This window comes from Ramlibacter sp. (assembly GCF_035655895.1).
Taxonomy (GTDB): Bacteria; Pseudomonadota; Gammaproteobacteria; order Burkholderiales; family Burkholderiaceae_C; genus Ramlibacter.
Map to the genome: position 1 here is coordinate 329,672 of NZ_DASRTN010000011.1, position 18,186 is coordinate 347,857.

Annotated in this window: 19 protein-coding genes and 1 tRNA gene; 5 read left to right on the forward strand and 15 right to left on the reverse strand. The window is 68.7% G+C overall.

Annotated elements, in window-relative coordinates; all coding sequences use genetic code 11:
* Positions 1–2: 2 nt before the first annotated feature.
* The 14 genes from nuoF to VFE82_RS13995 form a co-directional block, all read right to left on the reverse strand.
* Entirely contained in the window at positions 3–1,370 is a 1,368-nt protein-coding gene (nuoF, locus tag VFE82_RS13930; protein ID WP_325000916.1) for an NADH-quinone oxidoreductase subunit NuoF, read from the reverse strand.
* Between the two features lie 2 nt (positions 1,371–1,372).
* Positions 1,373–1,879, reverse strand: a complete 507-nt coding sequence (nuoE, locus tag VFE82_RS13935; RefSeq protein WP_325000917.1) for an NADH-quinone oxidoreductase subunit NuoE — start codon at positions 1,877–1,879, stop codon at positions 1,373–1,375.
* On the reverse strand, positions 1,876–3,129 hold the full coding sequence (locus VFE82_RS13940) for an NADH-quinone oxidoreductase subunit D (RefSeq protein WP_325000918.1): 1,254 nt from the start codon (positions 3,127–3,129) through the stop codon (positions 1,876–1,878). The genes nuoE and VFE82_RS13940 overlap by 4 nt, the downstream gene beginning before the upstream one ends.
* Positions 3,122–3,757, reverse strand: a complete 636-nt coding sequence (locus VFE82_RS13945) for an NADH-quinone oxidoreductase subunit C (protein ID WP_325001024.1) — start codon at positions 3,755–3,757, stop codon at positions 3,122–3,124. Before VFE82_RS13945 ends, VFE82_RS13940 begins: the two co-directional genes overlap by 8 nt.
* Positions 3,758–3,770: 13 nt before the next feature.
* Positions 3,771–4,250, reverse strand: a complete 480-nt coding sequence (locus VFE82_RS13950) for a NuoB/complex I 20 kDa subunit family protein (protein ID WP_027102937.1) — start codon at positions 4,248–4,250, stop codon at positions 3,771–3,773.
* 36 nt (positions 4,251–4,286) lie between these two features.
* A complete protein-coding gene (locus VFE82_RS13955; RefSeq protein ID WP_325000919.1) occupies positions 4,287–4,658 on the reverse strand; it encodes an NADH-quinone oxidoreductase subunit A in 372 nt (123 codons plus the stop codon).
* Between the two features lie 58 nt (positions 4,659–4,716).
* A tRNA-Leu gene (locus VFE82_RS13960) sits at positions 4,717–4,801 on the reverse strand.
* A gap of 119 nt (positions 4,802–4,920) precedes the next feature.
* The gene (gene secG, locus VFE82_RS13965) at positions 4,921–5,331 is read right to left on the reverse strand and encodes a preprotein translocase subunit SecG (RefSeq protein ID WP_325000920.1); all 411 of its coding nucleotides are present in this window, start codon (positions 5,329–5,331) and stop codon (positions 4,921–4,923) included.
* A gap of 32 nt (positions 5,332–5,363) precedes the next feature.
* On the reverse strand, positions 5,364–6,107 hold the full coding sequence (gene tpiA, locus VFE82_RS13970; protein ID WP_325000921.1) for a triose-phosphate isomerase: 744 nt from the start codon (positions 6,105–6,107) through the stop codon (positions 5,364–5,366).
* 22 nt (positions 6,108–6,129) lie between these two features.
* The gene (locus VFE82_RS13975; protein ID WP_325000922.1) at positions 6,130–7,119 is read right to left on the reverse strand and encodes an NAD(P)H-quinone oxidoreductase; all 990 of its coding nucleotides are present in this window, start codon (positions 7,117–7,119) and stop codon (positions 6,130–6,132) included.
* 160 nt (positions 7,120–7,279) lie between these two features.
* A complete protein-coding gene (gene pnp / locus VFE82_RS13980; protein ID WP_325000923.1) occupies positions 7,280–9,547 on the reverse strand; it encodes a polyribonucleotide nucleotidyltransferase in 2,268 nt (755 codons plus the stop codon).
* A gap of 182 nt (positions 9,548–9,729) precedes the next feature.
* Positions 9,730–9,993, reverse strand: a complete 264-nt coding sequence (gene rpsO, locus VFE82_RS13985; RefSeq protein WP_325000924.1) for a 30S ribosomal protein S15 — start codon at positions 9,991–9,993, stop codon at positions 9,730–9,732.
* A 142-nt stretch (positions 9,994–10,135) separates the two neighbouring features.
* Positions 10,136–11,296, reverse strand: a complete 1,161-nt coding sequence (locus VFE82_RS13990) for a pyridoxal phosphate-dependent aminotransferase (protein ID WP_325000925.1) — start codon at positions 11,294–11,296, stop codon at positions 10,136–10,138.
* Between the two features lie 11 nt (positions 11,297–11,307).
* Positions 11,308–12,585 carry a branched-chain amino acid ABC transporter substrate-binding protein gene (locus VFE82_RS13995; RefSeq protein WP_325000926.1) on the reverse strand — a complete coding sequence of 426 codons (1,278 nt, stop codon included), beginning with the start codon at positions 12,583–12,585 and terminating at the stop codon, positions 11,308–11,310.
* A gap of 94 nt (positions 12,586–12,679) precedes the next feature.
* Here VFE82_RS13995 and VFE82_RS14000 point away from each other — a divergent pair, with 94 nt between their 5' ends.
* On the forward strand, positions 12,680–13,063 hold the full coding sequence (locus VFE82_RS14000; RefSeq protein ID WP_325000927.1) for an Hsp20/alpha crystallin family protein: 384 nt from the start codon (positions 12,680–12,682) through the stop codon (positions 13,061–13,063).
* A 32-nt stretch (positions 13,064–13,095) separates the two neighbouring features.
* Here VFE82_RS14000 and tsaD read toward each other — a convergent pair whose 3' ends face one another.
* Positions 13,096–14,133, reverse strand: a complete 1,038-nt coding sequence (gene tsaD, locus VFE82_RS14005; protein WP_325000928.1) for a tRNA (adenosine(37)-N6)-threonylcarbamoyltransferase complex transferase subunit TsaD — start codon at positions 14,131–14,133, stop codon at positions 13,096–13,098.
* A 78-nt stretch (positions 14,134–14,211) separates the two neighbouring features.
* On the opposite strand from tsaD, the gene VFE82_RS14010 reads away from it, so the two are divergent.
* The 4 genes from VFE82_RS14010 (at position 14,212) to VFE82_RS14025 (ending at position 18,179) form a co-directional block, all read left to right on the forward strand.
* Positions 14,212–14,838, forward strand: coding sequence for an ANTAR domain-containing response regulator (locus VFE82_RS14010; RefSeq protein ID WP_325000929.1), 627 nt, complete (start codon positions 14,212–14,214; stop codon positions 14,836–14,838).
* A gap of 309 nt (positions 14,839–15,147) precedes the next feature.
* Positions 15,148–16,401, forward strand: coding sequence for a CmpA/NrtA family ABC transporter substrate-binding protein (locus VFE82_RS14015; RefSeq protein WP_325000930.1), 1,254 nt, complete (start codon positions 15,148–15,150; stop codon positions 16,399–16,401).
* A gap of 16 nt (positions 16,402–16,417) precedes the next feature.
* Positions 16,418–17,359: a nitrate ABC transporter permease gene (gene ntrB, locus VFE82_RS14020; RefSeq protein WP_325000931.1), complete on the forward strand. Its 942-nt coding sequence runs from the start codon at positions 16,418–16,420 to the stop codon at positions 17,357–17,359.
* A gap of 4 nt (positions 17,360–17,363) precedes the next feature.
* Entirely contained in the window at positions 17,364–18,179 is an 816-nt protein-coding gene (locus VFE82_RS14025) for an ABC transporter ATP-binding protein (RefSeq protein WP_325000932.1), read from the forward strand.
* Positions 18,180–18,186 lie beyond the last annotated feature (7 nt).

The following is an 18,186-nucleotide window of genomic DNA, read 5'->3' on the forward strand; positions in this document are numbered from 1 at the left end:
GATCAGCCGCGGGCGCCCGCAGGCACCGGCTGCTTGCCGTCCGACGTGGGCAGGTTCGGGCGCGTGATCTTGGCCTCGAACTCGTGCTTGAAATGCTTGATCATGGCGCGCACCGGCATCGCCGCCGCGTCGCCCAGGGCGCAGATCGTGCGCCCCTGGATGTTGTCGGCCACCGAATTCAGCAGCTCGATGTCGCTGGGCTTGCCGTGGCCGTTCTGGATGCGGTCGACCACGCGCCACAGCCAGCCGGTGCCCTCGCGGCACGGCGTGCACTGGCCGCAGGACTCGTGCATGTAGAAGTACGACAGGCGCAGCAGGCTCTCGACCATGTCGCGCGTCTCGTCCATCACGATCACGGCGCCCGAGCCCAGCATCGAGCCGGCCTTGGCGATGGAGTCGTAGTCCATCGTGCACTGCATCATGATGTCGGCCGGCAGCACCGGCGACGACGAGCCGCCGGGGATCACCGCCTTGAGCTTCTTGCCGCCGCGCACGCCGCCGGCGAGCTCGAGCAGCTTGCTGAACGGTGTTCCCAGCGGAATCTCGTAGTTGCCGGGCATCTCCACGTCGCCCGAGATCGAGAAGATCTTGGTGCCGCCGTTGTTCGGCTTGCCGACCTCCAGGAAGGCCTGGCCGCCGTTGCGGATGATCCAGGGCACCGCGGCGAAGGTTTCGGTGTTGTTGATCGTCGTGGGCTTGCCGTACAGGCCGAAGCTGGCCGGGAACGGCGGCTTGAAACGGGGTTGTCCCTTCTTGCCTTCGAGCGATTCCAGCAGCGCGGTCTCTTCGCCGCAGATGTAGGCACCGAAGCCGTGCGCCGCGTGCAGCTGGAACGAGAAGCCCGACCCCAGGATGTTGCCGCCGAGGTAGCCGGCCGCCCTCGCCTCCTCCAGCGCTTCCTCGAAACGCTCGTAGGTCTGGAAGATCTCGCCGTGGATGTAGTTGTAGCCCACCGAGATGCCCATCGCGTAGGCCGCGATGATCATCCCCTCGATGACGATGTGCGGGTTGTAGTGCAGGATATCGCGGTCCTTGCACGTGCCCGGTTCGCCCTCGTCGGAGTTGCACACCAGGTACTTCTGCCCCGGGAACTGGCGGGGCATGAAGCTCCACTTCAGGCCGGTGGGGAAGCCCGCGCCGCCGCGGCCGCGCAGGGCCGATTCCTTGACGGTGGCGATCACCTGGTCCTGCGTGAGCCCCTCCTGCAGGATCTTGCGCAGGGCCTTGTAGCCGTCGCGCGCCTCATAGTCCTTCAGGCGCCAGTTGGTGCCGTCCAGGTTGGCGTAGATCTGCGGGTTCAGGTGGCGGCCGTGGAAGCAGGTCTGCACCCCGGTCGCCTGGAACTGCGAAAGAACTTGCTGGGCGTTCATGGTCAGCCCGCCTTCGATTTCGACGCGCCATCGGCGGCGCGCAGGCCGTCGACCAGCTGGTCGAGCTTGTCGTTGCTCATGAAGCTGCACATCGTGCGGTCGTTCACCAGCATCACCGGCGAGTCGGCGCAGGCGCCCAGGCACTCGCTCTGCTGCAGCGTGAACAGGCCGTCGGCCGTGGTCTCGCCCATCTTCACGCCCAGCCGCTGCTCCAGGTGGTGCAGGGCCTTGGCGCCGTCACGCAGCTGGCACGGCAGGTTGGTGCAGACGTTCAGCTTGTACTTGCCCGTCGGCGCCTGGTTGTACATGTTGTAGAAGGTCGTGACCTCGTGCACCGCGATCGGCGGCATGCCCAGGTACTCGGCGACCTCCTGCTCGGCAGCCCGGCTGACGAAGCCCTGCTCCTGCTGCACGATGGCCAGGCAGGCCATCACGGCCGACTGCTTCTGGTCGGGGGGGTACTTGGCCACTTCGCGGTCGAAGCGCGCCTTCATGGTCTCAGTGATCATCGATCGATCTCCCCGAACACGATGTCCATCGTCCCGATGATGGCCACCGCGTCCGCGATCATGTGGCCCCTGCCCATCTCGTCCAGCGAGGCCAGGTGCGGGAAGCCGGGCGCGCGGATCTTCAGGCGGTACGGCTTGTTGGCGCCGTCGCTCACGATGTAGATGCCGAACTCGCCCTTTGGATGCTCCACGGCGGCATAGGCCTCGCCCTCGGGCACGCGGAAGCCTTCGGAGAAGAGCTTGAAGTGGTGGATCAGCTCTTCCATGTTGGACTTCATCGACTCGCGGTCGGGCGGCGCCACCTTGTGGTTGTCGGTGATCACCGGACCCGGGTTGACGCGCAGCCAGTCGACGCACTGCTTGATGATGCGGTTGGCCTCGCGCATCTCCTGCACGCGCACCAGGTAGCGGTCGTAGCAGTCGCCCGTCCTGCCCAGCGGGATGTCGAAATCCATCTGGTCGTAGACCTCGTACGGCTGCGTCTTGCGCAGGTCCCAGGCAACGCCGGAACCGCGCAGCATCGGGCCGGTGAAGCCCAGGTTCAGCGCGCGCTCGGGCGTCACCACGCCGATGCCGACGGTGCGCTGCTTCCAGATCCGGTTGTCGGTCAGGAGCGTCTCGTACTCGTCGACGTAGCCGGGGAAGCGCTTGGTGAAGTCGTCGATGAAGTCCAGCAGCGAGCCCTGCCGGTTCTCGTTCATGCGCTTGATCTCGCGCTCGTTGCGCACCTTGCTCGCCTTGTACTGCGGCATGCTGTCGGGCAGGTCGCGGTAGACGCCGCCCGGGCGGAAGTACGCCGCATGCATGCGCGCGCCGGACACCGCCTCGTACATGTCGAACAGGTCCTCCCGCTCGCGGAAGCAGTAGATCAGCATGTTCATCGCGCCGCAGTCGAGACCATGCGCGCCGAGCCACAGCAGGTGGTTCAGCAGCCGGGTGATCTCGGCGAACATGACGCGGATGTACTTGGCGCGCACCGGCACCTCGATGCCCATCAGCTTCTCGATGGCCAGGCAGTAGGCGTGCTCGTTGCACATCATCGAGACGTAGTCCAGCCGGTCCATGTAGGGCAGCGACTGGATGTAGGTGCGGGTCTCGGCCAGCTTCTCGGTGGCCCGGTGCAGCAAGCCGATGTGCGGGTCGGCGCGCTGGATGACCTCGCCGTCGAGCTCCAGCACCAGGCGCAGCACGCCGTGCGCGGCCGGGTGCTGCGGGCCGAAGTTCAGGGTGTAGTTCTTGATCTCAGCCATGATTGTCCAGCCCACGGCCGGCCTGGATGCCGCCGTAGTGCTCCTCGCGGATGATGCGGGGCGTGATCTCGCGCGGCTCGATCGTCACGGGCTGGTAGATCACGCGCTGGCGCTCGGGGTCGTAGCGCATCTCGACATGGCCGGACACCGGGAAGTCCTTGCGGAACGGGTGGCCGATGAAGCCGTAGTCGGTCAGGATGCGGCGCAGGTCCGCATGGCCCTCGAAGATGATCCCGAACAGGTCGAACGCCTCGCGCTCGAACCAGTTGGCCGCACTCCACAGGCCGGTCAGCGAATCGACCACCGGCAGTTCGTCGTCGGCGCAGAAGACGCGCAGGCGCACCCGGTGGTTCAGGCTCACCGACAGGAAGTGCGAGACCACGGCGTAGCGCGGGCCGTCCCAGGCGCCGCCGCGGTAGTCCGAGTAGTCCAGCCCGCACAGGTCGATCAGCTGCTCGAACCGGCAATCCGGCGCATCGCGCAGGACCTGGGCGGCGGGCAGGTAGTTCTCGGGCGAGACCGTGACCGTGATCTCGTTCAGCCGCAGGTCGACGCGCTTGGCCAGCGACCCCAGGGCCTGCGTGAGCGTGGCCTGCAGTGCCGCGGGATCGACCGCGAAGGGAGTGATGGCGGTCATGGCGTCAGGCCCGTGCGATGGTCTGGGTGCGGCGGATCTTCTGCTGCAGCTGGATGATCCCGTAGAGCAGCGCCTCGGCCGTCGGCGGGCAGCCGGGCACGTAGACGTCGACCGGCACGATCCGGTCGCAGCCCCGCACCACGGAGTAGCTGTAGTGGTAGTAGCCGCCACCGTTGGCGCAGGTGCCCATCGAGAGCACCCAGCGCGGCTCGGGCATCTGGTCGTACACCTTGCGCAGGGCCGGGGCCATCTTGTTGCACAGCGTGCCGGCCACGATCATCAGGTCGGATTGCCGCGGGCTCGGCCGGAACAGCATGCCGAAGCGGTCGATGTCGTAGCGCGCCGCACCGGCGTGCATCATCTCCACCGCGCAGCACGCGAGCCCGAACGTCATCGGCCACAACGAGCCGGTCTTGGCCCAGTTGATGACGCTGTCCACGGTCGTCGTGACGACGCCCTTGTCGAGAATGCCTTCGTTAGCCATTTGCTTTTGAATCCTTGGCGTTGCGCCGGGAGTGGGTCATTCCCAATCCAGCGCGCCCTTCTTCCATTCGTAGACGAAGCCGACCACGAGGATCCCGAGAAAGACCATCATGGCCCAGAAGCCCACCGGTCCGATTTCCTTGAGCGCCACGGCCCACGGGAAGAGGAAGGCGATCTCGAGGTCGAAGAGGATGAACAGGATCGCCACGAGGTAGTAGCGCACGTCGAACTTCATGCGCGCATCCTCGAACGCCTCGAAGCCGCATTCGTAGGGGGAGTTCTTCGCAGCGTCGGGCTTGTTGAAGCCGGCCGCCCCCGCGAAGACATAGCCCAGGACCTGCGGCAGGACCCCGACCGCGATGCCTACCAGAATGAAGAGAAGGACTGGGAGGTACTGATCGAGTTGCATCTGAGGCCTGGAGGTCCGAGATTCAAGCCGCGGGGCGCGGCCCGCGGCTCTTTTTGTCTGGTGCCGTCGGCGAGACTCGAACTCGCACAGCTTTCGCCACTACCCCCTCAAGATAGCGTGTCTACCAATTTCACCACGACGGCATGTCGCTGCTTGCCCGGACAGGCATGAGGCTGTCTTCTTTGTTGCTGGCTTTCCGGGCAGCCTTGGAGTTTACTCCGAAAAGCCAGCGCTTCCCCTGACGGGGAGCTGATTCGCCGCGCTACTTCGTCGGGATCTGGCCGGCGCCGGAGGCCGGCGCAACCGGCGCCGGCGCCGAACCGGGGGCCGGGACGCTGGTGCCCGGGATCTGCGCGGCAGGACCAGCCGGCACCGAGGCCGGGGCGGCGGCGGGCGCCGCGGCGCGGTCGAGCACGCTGCCCGATTCGGGCGCGCGGTAGTTGCCGAAGTACGCGAGCGCCAGCGTGCACACGAAGAAGACGCTGGCCAGCACGGCCGTCGTGCGCGACAGGAAGTTGGCGCTGCCCGAGGCGCCGAACAGGCTGCCCGAGCCGCCGCTGCCGAAGGCGGCGCCCATGTCGGCGCCCTTGCCGTGCTGGATGAGGATGAGCCCGATCATGCCCAGCGCCGTCAGGATCTGGACGGCCAGCAGGAGGTTGAGGATCACGTTCATGCTTGGTTCACTCCGGAAGGTGTTTCGGCCGCTCAGCGGGCAGCCGCGATGATCTGCAGGAAATCGGGGGCCTTGAGCGACGCGCCACCGATCAGGCCGCCGTCGATGTCCGGCTGGGCCAGCAGGCTGGCCGCGTTGGCGGCGTTCATGCTGCCGCCGTAGAGGATGCACACGCGGTCGGCCTGCGGCGTTGCCGCCTTGAGCTGCGCGCGCAACACGGCATGCACCTGCTGGGCCTGCTCGGGCGTGGCGGTGCGCCCGGTGCCGATCGCCCAGACAGGCTCGTAGGCGACCACGATCTCGCTGATGCAGTGGCCGTTGGTGTGGATGACGGCCGCCAGCTGGCGCTTGACGACCTCCTCGGTGTGGCCCGCCTCGCGTTCGGCCAGCGTCTCGCCCACGCACACGATGGGCGTGATGCCGTGGGCCAGCGCGGCCTTGGCCTTGTCGGCCACCAGCTGGTCGGTCTCGCCGTGGTACTGGCGCCGCTCGGAGTGGCCGACGATGGCAAAGCGCACGCCGAACTCCTTGAGCATGGCCGCCGACACCTCGCCGGTGTAGGCACCCTGCTCGTGGGTGGAGACGTCCTGCGCGCCGAGCTCGAGCGCGCAGCCGTGGCGCAGCATCTGCACCTGGGCCAGGTACGGGGCCGGCACGCACACGGCGACCTGGCACGCGGCATCCCGCATGCCAGCCACGACCGCGCGCACCAGCGCGTCGTTGGCCGCCACGCTGCCGTTCATCTTCCAGTTGCCGGCGATCAGCTTCTTCTTCATCTCGGGTCGTTGTCGAAAGCGCTCACCAGGTCAGCACGATCTTGCCGACGTGCTGGTTGGTCTCCATGAGCGCATGCGCCTTCGCCGCCTCGGCGGCCGCGAAGGTGCTGTGGATCACGGACTTGATCCGGCCGCTCTCGACGAGCGGCCAGACGTTCTTGCGAAGCGCCTGGGCGATCGCGGCCTTGAAGGCCACCGGCCGCGGACGCAGCGTCGAGCCGGTCACGGTGATGCGGCGGCGCAGCACCAGGCCGGCATTGAACTCGCTCTTGGTGCCGCCCTGCACCGCGATGATCACGATGCGGCCGTCCTCGTTGGCGCACTTGACCTCGCGGTCCACATAGCTGCCGGCGACCATGTCGAGGATCACGTCCACGCCCTTGCCGCCGGTCAGCCGCTTGGCTTCCTCGGCGAAATCCTGGGTCTTGTAGTTGATGCCGTGGTCGGCCCCGAGGTCCACGCAGGCCCTGCACTTCTCGTCGCTGCCGGCCGTCGCGAGCACCAGGCCTGCGCCCATGGCGCGGGCCATCTGGATCGCGGTCACGCCGATGCCGCTCGTGCCGCCCTGCACCAGGAAGCTCTCGCCGGGCTGCAGCCGGCCGCGGTCGAACACGTTGCTCCAGACGGTGAAGAAGGTCTCGGGCAGCGAGGCGGCCTCGACGTCGGACAGTCCGCTTGGCACGGGCAAGCACTGGCCCACCGGCGCGACGCACAGCTGGGCATAGCCGCCGCCTGCCACGAGGGCGCAGACGCGGTCGCCGGGCTTGAACCCGGCGGCAGCCATCGCCTGCGCATCCCCGCCCACGATCTCGCCGGCCACTTCGAGGCCGGGGATGTCGGAGGCGCCGGGCGGCACCGGATAGTTGCCCATGCGCTGCAGCACGTCGGGGCGGTTGACGCCGCTCGCCGCGACGCGGATCAGGACGTCGCCGGGCCCGGCGACGGGATCGGCTCGCTCGCCCAGGCGCAGCACCTCGGGCGCACCGTACTGCGTGATCTCAACGGCTTTCATGGCATTGGCTCCAGGCGGTCAGGGGGTCGCGGATCGGGCCGGCGCAGGGCATCCGGGAGGAGCCCGGCCCTCCCCCGGCCCGCCGCGGCCGGCCGGTCGAGCGGCCGCGGCATGCGCGGTGAAGGGCGGCCAGCCGCGCCGGCACCGTTGGGCAGGAGCGTTACTCCTGCGGATCCGTCAGCGTCGACTGCGGCTGGACCTGCGGTTCCCGGGGCTCCCGGGGCTCCCGGGGCTCGCGCGGCGGACGATCGCCGCGATCGGCGCGGTCGCCACGGAACTCGCCGCGGTCGCTGCGCTCGCGCCGCTCGCGCGGCGGCTGGTCTTCCATGCCGGCGGGCCGGTCGAGCAGCGCCTTCATGGACAGCTTCACGCGGCCCTTCTCGTCGGTCTCGAGCACCTTCACGCGCACGATCTGGCCTTCGCTCAGGTAGTCGGTGACCTTCTCCACCCGCTCGTGGGCGATCTGGCTGATGTGCAGCAGGCCGTCCTTGCCCGGCAGCAGGTTGACCAGCGCGCCGAAGTCCAGCAGCTTGGTGATCGGGCCTTCGTAGACCTTGCCGATCTCCACTTCCGCGGTGATCTGCTCGATGCGCTTCTTGGCCTCCTCGGCCTTGGCCGAATCGGTCGACGCGATCGTGATGGTGCCGTCCTCGCCGATGTCGATCGTGGTGCCGGTCTCGTCGGTCAGCGCGCGGATGGTGGCGCCGCCCTTGCCGATCACGTCGCGGATCTTCTCCGGATTGATCTTCATCGTGTACAGGCGCGGGGCGAACGTGGAGACGTCCGACTTGGCCTCGCCCATCGCTTCCTGCATCTTGCCCAGGATGTGCATGCGCGCTTCCTTGGCCTGCGCCAGGGCGACCTGCATGATCTCCTTGGTGATGCCCTGGATCTTGATGTCCATCTGCAGGGCGGTGATGCCGTTGGTCGTGCCGGCCACCTTGAAGTCCATGTCGCCGAGGTGGTCCTCGTCGCCCAGGATGTCGGTCAGCACCGCGAAGCGGTTGCCTTCCTTGATCAGGCCCATGGCGATGCCGGCGACGTGCGCCTTCATCGGGACGCCGGCGTCCATCATCGACAGGCAGCCGCCGCAGACGGACGCCATCGACGAGGAGCCGTTCGACTCGGTGATCTCGGAGACCACGCGGATGGTGTACGGGAATTCGTCCTTGGACGGCAGGCAGGCGACCAGCGCCCGCTTGGCCAGGCGGCCGTGGCCGATCTCGCGGCGCTTGGTCGAGCCCATGCGGCCCACTTCACCGGTGGCGAAGGGAGGCATGTTGTAGTGGAACATGAAGCGGTCCTCGAACTCGCCGGCCAGCGCGTCGATGCGCTGCGCGTCGCGTTCGGTGCCCAAGGTCGTGACCACCAGTGCCTGGGTCTCGCCGCGCGTGAACAGCGCCGAGCCGTGGGTGCGCGGCAGCACGCCGTTGCGGATCTCGATCGGGCGGACCGTGCGGGTGTCGCGGCCGTCGATGCGCGGCTCGCCGGCCAGGATCTGGCCGCGCACGATGCGCGCCTCGATGTCGAACAGCAGGCCTTCCACCTTGATCGGATCGAAGTCGGCACCCGACTCCTTGAGCGAGGCCATCACCGAGGCGGTGGCTTCGCGCAGGGCCTGGGTGCGGGCCTGCTTGCTGCGGATCTGGTAGGCGGCGCGCAGCTTTGCCTCTGCCAGCTCGGTGACGCGGGCGATGAAGGGCTCGTCCTTGGCCGGCGGCTGCCAGTCCCACACCGGCTTGCCGGCTTCGCGCACCAGCTCGTGGATGGCGTTGATCGCGATCTTGCCCTGCTCGTGGCCGAACACCACGGCGCCCAGCATCGCTTCCTCGGGCAGCTGCTGCGCCTCGGACTCGACCATCAGCACGGCCGCCTCGGTACCGGCGACCACCAGGTCCAGCAGCGAATCCTTGCGCTGGGTCTGGCCGGGGTTGAGCACGTACTCGTTGTTGATGTAGCCCACGCGCGCGGCGCCGATCGGGCCGGCAAAGGGGATGCCGGAGACGGCCAGCGCGGCGCTGACGGCGATCATGGCTGCGATGTCGGCGTCGACCTCGGGGTTCAGCGACAGCGTGTGGATGACCACGTGCACTTCGTTGAAGAAGCCTTCCGGGAACAGCGGGCGGATCGGGCGGTCGATCAGGCGCGAGGTCAGGGTCTCCAGCTCGCTGGGCTTGGCTTCACGCTTGAAGAAGCTGCCGGGGATCTTGCCGGCGGCGTAGGTCTTCTCGATGTAGTCGACCGTCAGCGGGAAGAAGTCCTGGCCCGGCTTGGCGGTCTTGGACGCCACCACGGTGGCCAGCACCACGGTGTCGTCGATGTTCACCACCACCGCGCCGGTGGCCTGGCGAGCGATCTCGCCGGTTTCCATGGTGACCGTGTGCTGGCCCCACTGGAAGGTCTTGGTGACTTTGTTGAAGATGCTCATGGCTTGCTCACTTTCTCTCGGTGGAGGAAGGAGACGGGAGTCGAACACGATGCCATTCCATCAGCGGCCGGCGGCCGTTGGTGGAATGACACAGCGCGTATCCGATTCCGTGGTCTCCGATGTGCAAAGCGCCTGAGCCAGCGACAGCCAACCCAGGCGCTCTTGCGATTCGCGTGGCGCGCTTACTTGCGCAGGCCCAGCTTGCCGATCAGCGCGGTGTAGCGCTCGGCATCCTTGTCCTTCAGGTACGCCAGCAGGCTCTTGCGGCGGTTCACCATGCGCAGCAGGCCGCGGCGGCCGTGGTGGTCCTTGGCATGGGTCTTGAAGTGCGGGGTCAGCTCGTTGATGCGGGCGGTCAGCAGCGCGACCTGCACTTCGGGGCTGCCGGTGTCGCCGGTGCCGCGGGCATGCGACTGGACGATCTCGGCCTTGTTGATGGCGGACATCTGGTTTCCTTGGATCGGGGGTTTGACTTGCGTTGGGGCTGGAAGGGCTCCAACGTGCTGGCTCTGCGAGCCGGTGGCCGCAGAACCGCGGGATTGTACACGAGCAGGCGCCGGGCGCGACGACCTGCCGGGCGTCCAAGCCCTACCGCCGTGCTTGCAGCCACCCCGCCAGGCGCTCCACGCCACGGTCCAGCCGGGCCAGGTCCTTGGAGGCGAAGCACCAGCGCAGCCAGCCCTGCGCCTCGGGCGCGAAGGCATTGCCCGGCGCGATGCCCAGGCCGGCCTCGGCCACCAGGCGCTTGGCCAGCCTCAGCGAATCGTCCTCGCCGGCCAGCAGCCGGAAGAACGCGTACATGCCGCCCTGCGGCATTGCCAGCTCGACGCCGGGCAGCGCCTGCAACTGCGGCACCAGCCGGTCGCGGCAGGCCTTGAGGTGGGCGACCACCCGCGGCGTGATCGCGTCGGTGTGCTGCAGCGCCGCCAGCGCCGCCCGCTGGGTGAAGACGCTGGCGCAGGAGGTGTTGAATTCGATCAGCTTGCCCATGGCGTGCGTCATCGACTCCGGCATGACCAGCCAGCCCAGCCGCCAGCCCGTCATCAGGAAGCTCTTGGAAAAGCTGTGCGCCACGACCAGGCGGTCCTCGGGCTGCGCAACGTCGAGGAAGCTCGGCGCGCAGGCGCCGTCGTCGGCGTAGTACAGCCGCTCGTACACCTCGTCGGCGAGGATCCAGGTGCCGGTGCGCCGGCAATGCGCCAGGATGGCCTGCTGCTCGGCCCGGCTGAGCGTCCAGCCGGTGGGATTGTTCGGCGCGTTCACGATCAGCAGCTTGGTCGCCGGTGTGACGGCCTCCAGCAGCCGCGGCAGGTCGAGCGTCCAGGCGCCGTCGCGCGGCGTGAGCGACACCCGGCGCAGCCTGGCGCCGAGGATCAGCGGCTGGGCCGTGAGGTTGGGCCAGACCGGCGTGACCGCCACCACGTCGTCGCCGGCGTCCACCAGCGCCTGGACCGCGAGCATGAGCGCGTTGACGCCGCCGGAGGTGATGGCGATCCGCTGCGCACCCACCGGCCGGTGCAGGCGCGAGGTGTAGCCGGCCACCGCCTCGCGCAGCTCCGGCAGGCCCAGGTTGTGGGCATAGAACGTCTCGCCGCGCTGCAGCGAGTCGATCGCGGCCTGCCGGACGATGTCCGGCGTGACCTCGTCGCTCTCGCCGAACCAGAACGCCAGCACGTCGCTGCGTCCCATGCCGGCATTGGCGACTTCGCGGATCTTGGATTCCTCGAGGTCGAGGATGGTCTGGCGCATGGTGACTCCCTTCAAGCCGGACGCGGCATCTTGCAGGTGGTGGGTTGCTCGGCCTGGGACGGGGCGATGACGCGCACCACCCGGAACCCATAGCCGGAGCCCTCGACATCGAACCGGACGCCGGGTTCGCCCTGGCGGTCCATCACGCCGACCACCAGGGTCTGCTGGAACTGGTGGTCGGACGCGCGCATCGCGCCGCTCTGGCCCGCCAGGCTGACGCTGACGCGCTCGAGCGCCTGCGCGACCGGGGCCGCTGCGACGCCGCCCGCCGTTTCAGCAGCCTGGGCAAAGGCCTCGACCATGAGCTGCATCCGCATGTGGACGTAGTCGTCGCCCGGCCTGGGAAAGCGCTGGCGGAAGGCACGGTAGAACGCCTCGCTCTGCGCGGTCTGCACGTTCGGCAGCCAGTCGGCGACCGCGATGACGCGCCCGACGCCCGCCTCCCCGATCGCCGCGGGCGCCCCTAGCGCGTTGCCGTAGAAGGTGTAGAACTTTCCTTCGAAGCCGACCTCGCGCGCCGCCTTGACCAGCAGCGTCAGGTCGTTGCCCCAGTTGCCGGTGACCACGGCGGTGGCGCCGCTGGCCTTGATCTTGGCGGCGTAGGGCATGAAATCCTTGATCCGGCCCAGCGGGTGAAGCTCGTCGCCGACCACCTGCACGTCGGGCCGCAGCACGCCCAGCTGGCGGCGCGCCTCGCGCAGCACCGCCTGGCCGAAGCTGTAGTCCTGCCCGATGAGATAGCAGCTGCGGACGGTGCGGTCCTCGCGCAGCACCTGCATGAGGGCCGCCATGCGCATGTCGGCATGCGCGTCGAAACGGAAGTGCCAGAAGCTGCAGCGCTCGTTGGTGAGGATCGGATCGACCGCGGAATAGTTGAGGTAGACCAGCTGGCGCGAGGGCTCGCGCTCGTTGTGCTTGTTCACCGCCTCGACCAGCGCCGCCGCGACCGAGGACGAGTTGCCCTGCAGCACGGCGTGTGCGCCGTCGTCGATCGCCGCCCGCAGGCCGGAAAGCGCCTCCTCAGTCGAGCCCTTGCTGTCGTAGCGCGCCAGCACCAGCGGCCGGCTGCCGCCGGGCAGCCGCAGCCCCCCGCGCTGGTTGACCCGCTCCACCGCCCACAGCAGGTTGCGGAACACCGCCTCGCCGGTGTTCGCGAACGCGCCGGAGAGGGCTTCGACCATCGCGAGCTTCACCGGCGCGCCGCTGCCCTGGGCATGCGCCAGGGCGGGAGCAAATAGCGCTGCGGCCGTCGATTTCAAGACCAGCCTGCGCCGCATTTTCGTGCCCATCGTTCCCTTGAAAAACACAGCGCCGGTGCACACGTTGGATGCAAGCGGCGATCGGATGAAAGCCGCGCAGTGTAAGGTTTCCAAGGAGTCAACCATGTTCTTCGCACCCGTTGTCCGCACCCGGGCCACCGCACCCGCCTTCCGTTCGTTCGACCGCAATTTCGAACGCTTCGTCAACGACGCCTTCTTCGGCGACGGCCTCGGCCGCGGCCTGCAGCTGCAGCAGGACGACAAGGCCTGGACCGTGACCCTCGACCTGCCGGGCGTCGCCCGCGAGGACCTGTCGATCCAGATCGAAGGTGCCATCGTCCGCATCGAGACCAAGGCGGAAGCCCGCCGCCAGTACAAGGCCGCCTACGAGCTGCCGCAGGAGATCGACGTCGAGGCGACGACCGCCAAGCTCGAGAACGGCGTCCTGACGCTCACGCTGGCCAAGAAGCAGCCGGTGAGCAACGCCCGCGTCATCGAAGTCAAGTAAGGCGCGCCGGCTCCGCCCGGGGCCGCAATCCGTCAGACCGCGCTGAGCTCCGCCAGGGGCCAGCGCGGTTTCACGTCGAAGGCGTACGAGCGGCTCGCGCCTTCCACGCCGGCGTGCAACCGCATCGCGGCGGCCATCGCGATCATGGCGCCGTTGTCGGTGCACAGGGCCAGCTCCGGGTAGTGCACGCGCACGCCCCGCTTCGCGCAGCCCGCATCGAGCTGCTCGCGCAGCAGCCGGTTGGCGCCCACGCCGCCGGCCACCACCAGCCGCTTGAGGCCGGTCCCCTTGAGCGCCGCCAGCGATTTCTTCAGCAGCACCTCGACGATGGCCGCCTCGGTCGAGGCCGCCAGGTCGGCCTTGCGCGGCGCCAGGTCGTCGCCCAGCTTGCGCGCCTGCGTGAGCACCGCGGTCTTGAGGCCGGCGAAGGAGAAATCCAGGTCGCCGCTGTGCAGCAGCGGGCGCGGCAGGGCGAACGCCTTCGGATCGCCCTGCTGCGCCAGCCTCGACAGCGCTGGCCCGCCCGGGTAGCCCAGGCCCAGCAGCTTGGCACTCTTGTCGAAGGCTTCCCCGGCCGCATCGTCGATGGTCTCGCCGAGCAGCTCGTAGCGCCCCACGCCGTCCACGCGCATCAGCTGCGTGTGGCCGCCCGAGACCAGCAGTGCCACGAAGGGAAAGCCGGGCGGATCGGCGCTCAGGAACGGCGACAGCAGGTGGCCCTCGAGGTGGTGCACGCCCAGCACCGGCTTGCCCAGTGAGGCGCCGAGCGCGCAGGCCACGCCGGCGCCCACCAGCAACGCGCCCGCGAGTCCCGGCCCGCGCGTGAAGGCGACCGTGTCGATGTCGGCCAGCGCGCGCCCGGCCTCGGCCAGCACCTGCCGCGTCAGCGGCAGCACGCGCCGGATGTGGTCGCGGCTGGCGAGTTCGGGCACCACGCCACCGTAGGCTTCGTGCATCTTGACCTGGCTGTGCAGCGCATGCGCCAGCAGCCGCGGCGTGCCCGCGCCGGCCGCATCGACGAGCGCGACGCCGGTCTCGTCACAGGAGGATTCGATGCCCAGGACCAACATCCGGCCGAGTGTAGGCGACGGTGCGGCGCCGCACCGGCAGCGCTGGCATGCTGGCGCGCTTCTTGCGCGATCGACGGCATGAACGAGGCCTTGCGGATCGTGGTGGTGGCCCCCGACCTGGTGGTCAGCGACCCGACGGACGACCACGCGCTGGAACAGGCGGAGCGCTCGCGCAGCCTGCGCATCGGTCTGCTGGAGAACGGCTTCAACCTGGTGGCCACGCTGCCGGCCGACGTCTTCCTGGCCGAACGCATCGCCCAGCTGCAGCCCGACCTGATCATCGTGGACGCGGAGAGCGATGCACGCGACGCGCTGGAGCACGTGGTCATGGCCACGCGGGACGAGCGGAGGCCCATCGTGATGTTCACCAACGACGACGACACGCGCCACGTGAAGGACGCGGTGGCGGCGGGCGTGACGGCCTACATCGTGGCCGGCCTGGCAGCCGAGCGCATCCGGCCCATTCTCGATGTGGCGATGGCGCGCTTCCAGCACGAGCAGGCGCTGCGGGCGGAGCTGGCGGAGGCGAAATCCGAACTGCGCGACCGCAAGGTGATCGACCGGGCCAAGGGCATCCTCATGCAGCGGCAGGGCCTGACCGAACCCGAGGCCTACGCCAGGCTGCGCAAGGCCGCAATGGACAAGGGCCTGAAGCTCGGCGAGGTGGCCCAGCGCATCGTCGACGTCTCCGACCTGCTCGGCTGATCGCGCACCCTCCTTTTGGTGCGCCGCACAAAACCGGTGCAGCCGGCCAGCTGCCCCGGCTGCCAGCTGGCGCCACGCCCCGCCTGCCTCGTCGCCGCGCGCACACCCCCTCGCCAGAGGACGGCGCCGACCGCGTCCGCCCGTGATCCGACCGGCGCGCCGGGCTGGCACAGGGCTTGCAAGCCGTCCTGCGAGCTGGCCGGGTCAACGGCGATCCGGCCAGCACAGGACGAAGGCGTCCCCACCCACGGTGATCCGTGCGCGTGAGGACGCCTTTCTTTTTTGCCCCTGCCCGGAGATCCGCCCGTGATGACCGACCTGCTCAAGACCCGCCTTTCCCGCCGCAGCGTGCTGCAGGCCGCCGCCGTCGGCGCGGCCGGCGTCTCGCCCGCCCTGCGCACCGCCGTGTACGCGCAGGGCTCCGACGCGCCCGAGAAGAAGGAAGTGAAGATCGGCTTCATCCCGCTGACCGACTGCGCCAGCGTGGTGATGGCCTCGGTGCTGGGCATCGACCAGAAGTACGGCGTGAAGATCGTCCCGTCCAAGGAAGCGTCGTGGGCCGGCGTGCGCGACAAGCTGGTCAACGGCGAGCTGGACATGGCCCACGTGCTGTACGGCCTGGTCTACGGCGTGCACATGGGCACCTCGGGTCCGAAGAAGGACATGGCGATCCTCATGAGCCTGAACAACAACGGCCAGGCGATCACGCTGTCCAAGAAGCTGGCCGACAAGGGCGCCGTCGACGGCGCCTCGCTCGCCAAGGTGATGGCCAGCGACAAGCGCGAGTACACGTTCGCCCAGACCTTCCCGACCGGCACCCACGCCATGTGGCTGTACTACTGGCTGGCCAGCTACGGCATCAACCCGTTCAAGGACACCAAGGCGATCACCGTGCCGCCCCCCCAGATGGTGGCCAACATGCGGGTGGGCAACATGGACGGCTTCTGCGTGGGCGAGCCCTGGGGCCACCGCGCCATCATGGACGGCATCGGCATCACGGCGGTCACCACCCAGGACATCTGGAAGGACCACCCGGAGAAGGTGCTCGGCACCACCGGGGAGTTCGCCAAGAAGTACCCCAACACCGCGCGCGCGGTGACCGCCGCCATCCTGGAGGCCGGCAAGTGGATCGATGCCGGCCTGCAGAACAAGAACAAGATGGCCGAGACCATCGCCGACAAGAGCTACGTGAACACCGGCGTGGACGCGATCAACCAGCGCATCCTCGGGCGCTACCAGAACGGCCTGGGCAGGAGCTGGGACGACCCGAACCACATGAAGTTCTACAACGACGGGCTCGCGACCTTCCCGTACCTGTCCGACGGCATGTGGTTCCTCACCCAGCACAAGCGCTGGGGCCTGATCAAGGAGCATCCGGACTACCTGGGCATCGCGCGCCAGATCAACCAGGTGGAGATCTACAAGCAGGCGGCGGCGATGACCAAGACGCCGGTGCCCAAGGACGTGATGCGCAGCGCCAGGCTGATCGACGGCACCACCTGGGATCCGAAGGACCCCAGGAAGTACGCCGACTCCTTCAAGATCCACGTTGGCCAGGCCTGACGCGCGGAGAACGACCATGGTTGCCGCCGTGTTCCACACCCCCGATCCCGAGGCGCCGGCCCCGGCGCCCACCCTCCCCTCCCGCGAGCACGCCGCGCCGGCGGCCCGCACCGTGGCGGCCAACGCCGCGGTACCGGCGGACGCCGCGCCCGCCCCGGCTGCTGCGGCCCGCCACGACTGGCGCGCCCTCGCCCTGCGGGTGCTGCCGCCCCTGTTGGGCATCGGCCTGCTGGTCGGCCTCTGGGCCATCGTGGCGATGACGGCCGGCGGCAGCTTCCCCGGCCCGAGGGAGACCTTCCAGCAGGCGGTCACCGTCTTCAGCGATCCGTTCTACCGCAAGGGCCCCAACGACCAGGGCATCGGCTGGAACGTGCTCAGCTCGCTGCAGCGCGTGGCCGTGGGCTTCGGCCTGGCGGCCGTGGTGGGCATCCCGCTGGGCTTCGCCATCGGGCGGTTCACCTTCCTGTCCCGGATGTTCAACCCGCTGATCAGCCTGCTGCGACCGGTGTCCCCGCTGGCCTGGCTGCCGATCGGCCTGATGGTCTTCAAGGGCGCCAACCCGGCTGCCATCTGGACCATCTTCATCTGCTCGATCTGGCCGATGATCATCAACACGGCCGTCGGCGTGCAGCGGGTGCCCGGCGACTACATGAACGTCGCCCGGGTGCTGAACCTGTCCGAGTGGAAGATCCTCACCAAGATCCTCTTTCCCGCCGTGCTCCCCTACATGCTGACCGGCGTGCGGCTGGCCGTCGGCACGGCCTGGCTGGTGATCGTGGCCGCCGAGATGCTCACCGGCGGCGTCGGCATCGGCTTCTGGGTCTGGGACGAGTGGAACAACCTCAACGTCAAGAACATCCTCATCGCGATCTTCGTGATCGGCATGGTCGGGCTGCTGCTCGAATGGGCGCTGATCCGGCTGGCCACCGCGTTCACCTACGACGAAGTCAGGACCTGATCCCATGAACGCCAACCTCACCACCCGCTTCATCCAGGTCCAGGGCGTGGGCCAGACCTTCCGGACCGCCAAGGGGCCCTTCGTCGCGCTGCGCGACATCAACCTGGCGGTGGCCAAGGGCGAGTTCGTCGCGCTGATCGGCCACTCGGGCTGCGGCAAGTCGACCCTGCTGAACCTGATCGCCGGCCTGACCCGGCCCACCACGGGCAACCTGATCTGCGCCAACCGCGAGATCGCCGGTCCCGGCCCCGACCGCGCCGTGGTGTTCCAGAACCACTCGCTGCTGCCCTGGCTGACCTGCTTCGAGAACGTGCATCTCGCGGTCGAGCGCGTGTTCGGCGCCACCGAGTCCCGGGCGCAGCTGAAGGCCCGCACCGACGCCGCACTGGCGCTGGTCGGCCTCTCGGCGGCGGCGGCCAAGCGGCCGGGCGAGATCTCCGGCGGCATGAAGCAGCGCGTGGGCATCGCGCGCGCCCTGTCGATGGAGCCCAAGGTGCTGCTGATGGACGAGCCGTTCGGCGCGCTCGACGCCCTCACCCGCGCCAAGCTGCAGGACGAGCTGCTGCAGATCGTCGCCAAGACTCAGAGCACGGTGGTCATGGTCACCCACGACGTCGACGAGGCCGTGCTGCTGTCCGACCGCATCGTGATGATGACCAACGGCCCGGCCGCGACCATCGGCGAGATCCTGCACGTGGAGCTGGAGCGACCGCGCAGCCGCGTGGCCCTGGCCGAAGACGTGCGCTACCTGCAGTACCGCAAGGCCGTCATCGATTTCCTCTACACGCGCCAGGCGCATGTGGAAAAACTCGTCGCCTGAGGGAGGC

What these genes read in the sequence shown, in the direction of transcription:
- VFE82_RS13990 (WP_325000925.1), bottom strand. Translation starts at nt 11,296, where the DNA reads ATGCGCCAGACCATCCTCGACCTCGAGGAATCCAAGATCCGCGAAGTC.
- VFE82_RS14000 (WP_325000927.1), top strand. Translation starts at nt 12,680, where the DNA reads ATGTTCTTCGCACCCGTTGTCCGCACCCGGGCCACCGCACCCGCCTTC.
- VFE82_RS14015 (WP_325000930.1), top strand. Translation starts at nt 15,148, where the DNA reads ATGACCGACCTGCTCAAGACCCGCCTTTCCCGCCGCAGCGTGCTGCAG.
- VFE82_RS13950 (WP_027102937.1), bottom strand. Translation starts at nt 4,250, where the DNA reads ATGGCTAACGAAGGCATTCTCGACAAGGGCGTCGTCACGACGACCGTG.
- tsaD (WP_325000928.1), bottom strand. Translation starts at nt 14,133, where the DNA reads ATGTTGGTCCTGGGCATCGAATCCTCCTGTGACGAGACCGGCGTCGCG.
- nuoE (WP_325000917.1), bottom strand. Translation starts at nt 1,879, where the DNA reads ATGATCACTGAGACCATGAAGGCGCGCTTCGACCGCGAAGTGGCCAAG.
- VFE82_RS14025 (WP_325000932.1), top strand. Translation starts at nt 17,364, where the DNA reads ATGAACGCCAACCTCACCACCCGCTTCATCCAGGTCCAGGGCGTGGGC.
- pnp (WP_325000923.1), bottom strand. Translation starts at nt 9,547, where the DNA reads ATGAGCATCTTCAACAAAGTCACCAAGACCTTCCAGTGGGGCCAGCAC.
- ntrB (WP_325000931.1), top strand. Translation starts at nt 16,418, where the DNA reads ATGGTTGCCGCCGTGTTCCACACCCCCGATCCCGAGGCGCCGGCCCCG.
- secG (WP_325000920.1), bottom strand. Translation starts at nt 5,331, where the DNA reads ATGAACGTGATCCTCAACCTCCTGCTGGCCGTCCAGATCCTGACGGCG.
- VFE82_RS14010 (WP_325000929.1), top strand. Translation starts at nt 14,212, where the DNA reads ATGAACGAGGCCTTGCGGATCGTGGTGGTGGCCCCCGACCTGGTGGTC.
- VFE82_RS13940 (WP_325000918.1), bottom strand. Translation starts at nt 3,129, where the DNA reads ATGGCTGAGATCAAGAACTACACCCTGAACTTCGGCCCGCAGCACCCG.
- VFE82_RS13955 (WP_325000919.1), bottom strand. Translation starts at nt 4,658, where the DNA reads ATGCAACTCGATCAGTACCTCCCAGTCCTTCTCTTCATTCTGGTAGGC.
- tpiA (WP_325000921.1), bottom strand. Translation starts at nt 6,107, where the DNA reads ATGAAGAAGAAGCTGATCGCCGGCAACTGGAAGATGAACGGCAGCGTG.
- VFE82_RS13995 (WP_325000926.1), bottom strand. Translation starts at nt 12,585, where the DNA reads ATGGGCACGAAAATGCGGCGCAGGCTGGTCTTGAAATCGACGGCCGCA.
- VFE82_RS13975 (WP_325000922.1), bottom strand. Translation starts at nt 7,119, where the DNA reads ATGAAAGCCGTTGAGATCACGCAGTACGGTGCGCCCGAGGTGCTGCGC.
- rpsO (WP_325000924.1), bottom strand. Translation starts at nt 9,993, where the DNA reads ATGTCCGCCATCAACAAGGCCGAGATCGTCCAGTCGCATGCCCGCGGC.
- nuoF (WP_325000916.1), bottom strand. Translation starts at nt 1,370, where the DNA reads ATGAACGCCCAGCAAGTTCTTTCGCAGTTCCAGGCGACCGGGGTGCAG.